Origin of the sequence: Hydrocoleum sp. CS-953 (assembly GCF_002260545.1) — a bacterium.
Lineage (GTDB): Bacteria > Cyanobacteriota > Cyanobacteriia > Cyanobacteriales > Microcoleaceae > Trichodesmium.
The window spans coordinates 1-5,452 of the sequence record NZ_LGSU01000924.1; the positions used below are offsets into that span (position 1 = coordinate 1).

4 protein-coding genes are annotated in these 5,452 nt (G+C 39.7%); 2 read left to right on the forward strand and 2 right to left on the reverse strand.

What is annotated here, in order from left to right:
- Nucleotides 1-95 precede the first annotated feature (95 nt).
- Entirely contained in the window at nt 96-533 is a 438-nt protein-coding gene (locus tag AFK68_RS12565) for a DUF4079 domain-containing protein (protein WP_094673108.1), read from the forward strand.
- Between the two features lie 380 nt (nt 534-913).
- The gene (locus AFK68_RS12570; protein WP_371357357.1) at nt 914-1,636 is read left to right on the forward strand and encodes a transposase; all 723 of its coding nucleotides are present in this window, start codon (nt 914-916) and stop codon (nt 1,634-1,636) included.
- A gap of 401 nt (nt 1,637-2,037) precedes the next feature.
- Here AFK68_RS12570 and guaA read toward each other — a convergent pair whose 3' ends face one another.
- Nucleotides 2,038-3,645, reverse strand: coding sequence for a glutamine-hydrolyzing GMP synthase (gene guaA / locus AFK68_RS12575; RefSeq protein WP_094673110.1), 1,608 nt, complete (start codon nt 3,643-3,645; stop codon nt 2,038-2,040).
- Nucleotides 3,646-4,226: 581 nt separating this feature from the next.
- Nucleotides 4,227-5,384 carry a cobalt-precorrin-5B (C(1))-methyltransferase CbiD gene (gene cbiD / locus AFK68_RS12580; RefSeq protein WP_094673111.1) on the reverse strand — a complete coding sequence of 386 codons (1,158 nt, stop codon included), beginning with the start codon at nt 5,382-5,384 and terminating at the stop codon, nt 4,227-4,229.
- Nucleotides 5,385-5,452 lie beyond the last annotated feature (68 nt).

The window sequence follows — 5,452 nt, forward strand, 5'->3', positions numbered from 1 at the left end:
CACAGTTTTAGCTGTGTCAGTCTACTACAAGCATTGTATGGACCTATCAATGAAAACTGCTTTAAAGTCCAAATATAATCAAAACTAAATTATATATGAATTTACCTTCTTTTCTGTGGCTGTGGAAAATAGCAGCTTGGTCTATGGGTCTTTCCCTATTTGCTTACTCATTATTAGCAGTGACTGGTGGTTGGATGTTTTTTGCTCGCCATAACAAACAAAAACGTCCTCAATGGTTGCGACCATTTCATTATATTATTGGCGGCACAATGGTATTTCTCGTAATTTTGTTATTGGCAATTGGTTTAGTCGGAACTATTGGCTATTATGGTAACTTAGGTCATTCTGCTCATTTACCTGCTGGTTTAACAGTCGTGACTTTGGTGTTAGTTTCCGCCTGGAGCGCAACTCAGATTAATGCTAAACAAACTTGGGCGCGATCGGTTCATATCACGACTAATATTATTCTGTTATTTAGTTTCGCGACAGTATCTTTGACAGGTTGGAGTGTTGTGCAGAAATATTTGCCCTAAAATTAAAAAATTTACCCACGACGGCAACAGCTAAGAGCTACTTCACAGTTACGAAGTTGGGTTGATGAGGACATACCGTCATTTCAGTTATCAGTTATCAGTGAACCTCCGACTAAAGTCGGAGGCTTGAAATACTGAGTTAAAGATTTTTTTCATCCCCTTAAAAAGGGAGGCTTTAAACCTCATTTTTCGGTAAATATTCGGCTTCAAACAATAAAATTAGAAGTTAGAAGTCAGAAGTCAGAAGTGCTCCCTTATGTTCCTGTACTTAATAACTGGCAACTGGTAACTAGCAACTGATAACTGATAACTGATAACTGATAACTGAAAAGACATGGGCAGACCAAAAAGAGAATTCGATCACAGGATATTCCTATCACATTACAACCCGGTGTAATAACAGAGATTTCCAACTCACCCGCCGTGAAACCCGAGAAATACTGTTACATATCATCAAACAAGCACAAGAAAAATACCAGTTTAAACTGTACGCCTTGTGCATCATGCTGAATCACGTTCATTACCTGATGGAAGCCGAAAACCCGGATGATATACCGAAAATCATGCACTGGATCAACTGGTATTCTGCCATGTCTTTCAACGCCCTCCTCAACCGCAAAGGACACTTTTGGGAGCAAAGATACACCTGTCATGGTTTCCCCAACTCCGACAAAGAAAGAGCATTAAACACTATCCGTTATATTCATGCCAACCCCAAAGCAGCAGGGATGAGAGAAGGCTTTTTCTACGACTTCAGTAACTATGGCAGTTATGAACAACTAACCACCGATGGCATTACTCAATGGCATCCCGCTTTTTTTGAGTTAGGTACATCCTTGGAAGAATGCGCCGACAAATACAAAGGTTTCTGTCGGCGTTACACACCCAGGAAAAAATCAGCCAAGAAAAATGATTGGGGTAAGAAAATATTGAGAGGAATATTGAGCAGACTTCCGAAAACGAAAACGAAAGCATCCCCTGGTCAAATTCCTTTACCATTTTTGATCGAAAAAATTGTATTGATAGAAATTCCAGAAATTGCCCAGACGGCGATAAATTTTATTAAAGCGAATCGTTTTCCCTATTATTCTGTGGGTTGGTAATTTCAGTTATCAGTTATCAGTTATCAGTGCGAATCGTTTGACCTATTATTATGAATTGAACTTGCCCGCGCCATCCCCCGTGCAGCCATATCACCAGGGGGCGAGTTTATTTGATTTGGTGTGATTTCCATATTGGGGGGCGGGTTTATCTAACTTTATTTGATTTAGTTCAAAAGCTAGTTAATTTAACGGGGAAACCCGCCCCTACTATACAACTAAAATGGTGCAAAGCTTAGGGGCGGGTTTTAACTAGAGTTTTAATGCTTACTCTAAGATTTATATAAACCCGCCCTAATGCACACCCATTAGTTGTGTCAGTCTACTAGAGTACACTGCAGACAAATATTCAAACTCACTTAGATATTACTTCTAACTTCTGACTTCTGACTTCTGACTTCCGATCACTCCCACTCAATAGTTCCAGGAGGCTTAGAAGTAATATCATACACCACCCGGTTAACACCCTTAACCTCATTCACAATACGGTTAGAAATACTTTCCAACAAATCGTAAGGCGCACGAGACCAGTCAGCAGTCATGCCATCTTCACTAGAAACAAACCGCAAAACAATAGGGTAAGCATAAGTACGTTGGTCTCCCATTACCCCCACACTGCGAATAGGCAACAACACCGCAAACGCTTGCCAAAAATCGTGATACATTCCTTGCTGTTTAATTTCATCCCGCACAACAAAATCAGCATCCCGTAATATTTTCAACCGTTCGTCTGTCACTTCCCCTAAAATCCGAATAGCTAACCCCGGACCAGGAAAAGGATGTCGTCGCACAATTTCTTCTGGTAAACCAATGGAACGCGCCACCTTTCTGACTTCATCCTTAAAAAGTTTGCGCAGAGGTTCGACTAACTTAAATCTCAAATCTTTCGGCAAACCGCCAACATTGTGATGACTCTTAATTTTTACCGCTACTCGCTCCCCAGTCTTGGGGTCAACATTAGTGTTAGCAGATTCAATCACGTCTGGATAAAGAGTACCTTGAGCAAGATAATCAAAAGGTCCTAAACGTTTTGACTCTTCTTCAAATACTTGGATAAATTCATGTCCGATTAATTTGCGTTTTTGTTCGGGGTCGGTAACTCCTTCGAGTTTACTTAAGAAGCGCTCGCGAGCATTTACATATTCAACTGATATATGAAAAGACTCGCGAAATATTTGTACCAAATTCTCCGGTTCATACTTGCGCATAAACCCTTGATCAATAAACATACAAGTTACTCGATCGCCTATCGCCTGGTGCAGTAAAAATGCTAAGGTTGAAGAATCAACTCCTCCAGACAATGCTAATAATACTCGTTTATCCCCTACTTTAGCTCTAATTTCTCGAATTGCTTCTTCCACAAAAGCTTCTGTCGTCCAAGTTGCTTCACACTTGCAGATATGGTAGACAAAATTTCTAATCAAAGCTTGACCGCCAATAGAGTGAACTACCTCTGGGTGAAACTGAGTACCGTAGAGCTTTTTCTCATGGTTAGCGATCGCTGCACAGGGAGTATTATCTGTATGAGCTAATACTTCAAAACCAGAAGGCATTTTGGTCACAGAATCTCCATGACTCATCCACATAGTTGTGCCTTCTTCTACATTCGTCAGCAAATCTGTCGGATCGTCTATTGAGAGAGATGCTTTACCATATTCAGCTAACTGAGCGCGTTTGACTTCTCCGCCAAGTTGTTGTACCATTAACTGCATACCGTAGCACACACCTAAAATAGGTATTCCCAGATTCCAAATTTCGGGATCGCAATGAGGTGCCCCTTCATCGTAAACAGAATTAGGCCCTCCAGAAAGAATAATTCCCTTGGGATTAAGAGCTGCTAGTTTTGCAGCAGTTGTGCGGTAGGAAATAACCTCTGAATATACTTGAGTTTCCCGAATTCGGCGAGCAATAAGTTCTGAATATTGAGAACCAAAGTCCAGAATCACGATCATTTGACGGTTAAACTGAGTGAGAGAATCTGAACTTTTTTGTTTTTGTGTTGTTAGAGTCACGGTTAATATGCTATTATACTAGATTGGTGAGGTTAATTTTCCTTAGTTTTGACTTGTCAGCCTCAGCTTGTCGGGGTATAAGTAGTTTTTCGTGAGGAAAATTTATTTCTCCACACTTTGTCAAAAACTCTAAGAAGCTGTTTGATCGGTACTGCATAGAACAGATCAATCTTAACAACCTAACCCCCCTGTCCCCCTTCCCGACAAGGGAATGGGTGTTTTAAAGCCTCTCTCCCTGTAGGAGAAAGGTTTGGAAAGAGGTTTTTATAAGTTTACAAACAGTTTCTAAGTTTGGTAGGGGTTTAGTCACCAAACCACTACAATATATAAAAGTTTGTATACTATCAATTACCGATAACCTAGTTGGAACAGGTTAATTTGAGTGAATTAATAATGGGGATCAGTTTATTGGCTGAGTTTTTAGCAAACAATGGCTATTGGAAAAATATTTTGATATTTTAACCCAAGAATGATAATTAGCTTTGAAACCATATAATCATTCTAGTTAGGGACACAAAGGAGATAAATAGTGTTTCTCATCCCCATAGACTATTATTAATTTCTCATAAAATACCTTAACTCTAGCTAAGGTTATTGTTAATAGCATAACAAATTTGGGAGAAAACTGTATCAGCGACTTCAGTTTTACAGAAAATTTCCCGATCGCGGTCAAACAGCATCGAACCTACTTGGACCTCTTTTTGACTATGATTAAAAATATAAGCTTGGCAACGTTGGTCAATTTTCGTGGCGATCGCCCCATACACCCTATCCACCCAGTAATTTTCCCCATTTATATCTAAGTTCCGCAGCAGTTTTAAAGCATCCTCAGCAGTATTACAAGCAAAAATTTCTTGTAGCACAGAAGTGGGCAAACCTATATTTGCACAGTGAGCTGTGAGAATTTCTAATCGTCCGTCAGCTAGATAGTGGTGAGTATGAAAAATCCCACCAGCCAATTTAATTAATTTGCCATGATAACCTAATAATAAAATAGACTCTATTCCGGCAATAGCAGCAGCAACCAACATTGGGCCTAACCAGTTAGCTGTTTTGACGGTTTGTTGTGGGGGTATACCCATTTTTCTTGCTATATCTAAACCATTTTCCCCTATACAAAACACCAAACTATTAAACTGCACTGCCTTCTGTTGTAGTTCTTCCTGGTAAGCTTCGAGTTGCCCAGGTACACTCAAAGGTTGAGAAAGTCCGGTAGTGCCTAAAAGAGAAAGACCTTCAACTATACCAAAAGCAGAATTAGAAGTTCGAGTTGCTAATTGACGACCTTCTGGTAAAATAATAGTGACTTTGATTTGTTCATTGGAATTGAGCAAAGGTTGAAGATTTTCTTGCAGCAGTCGTCGCGCGTAACTATATATAGCTGCTTCCCCAGAATGAATATTCTGTCCAATACCTGCTCCACCTATAATTACAATTTGTTCTGAAGCATCACTTAGGGAAACTGTGGCCAATTCCACCATAGCCCAAACAGGAGTATTGTGAGTTAGATCGAGATTATTACCGGGATCGGAACGAGTAATAGCTAAAGCAGTATTATTTTTTAGTAAAGCTACCTGTTCGATAGGGATATCGATAATTTCTGCTGGTTCTAGTAAATTAATTGATACGGTAGACAAAGACGAGATATTTTGATGTAGCCAACGGAGGGCAGCTACAGCGGTAGCACAAGCGAATACAGGTAGAGTATATCCAGAGCGAGGATTCAATTCAAAATTCATGCATTCAAAAGTCAAAAGTAAGAATTAATCAATTATAATCAGTTCCAAAGTCAAAAGCAATGTCAATT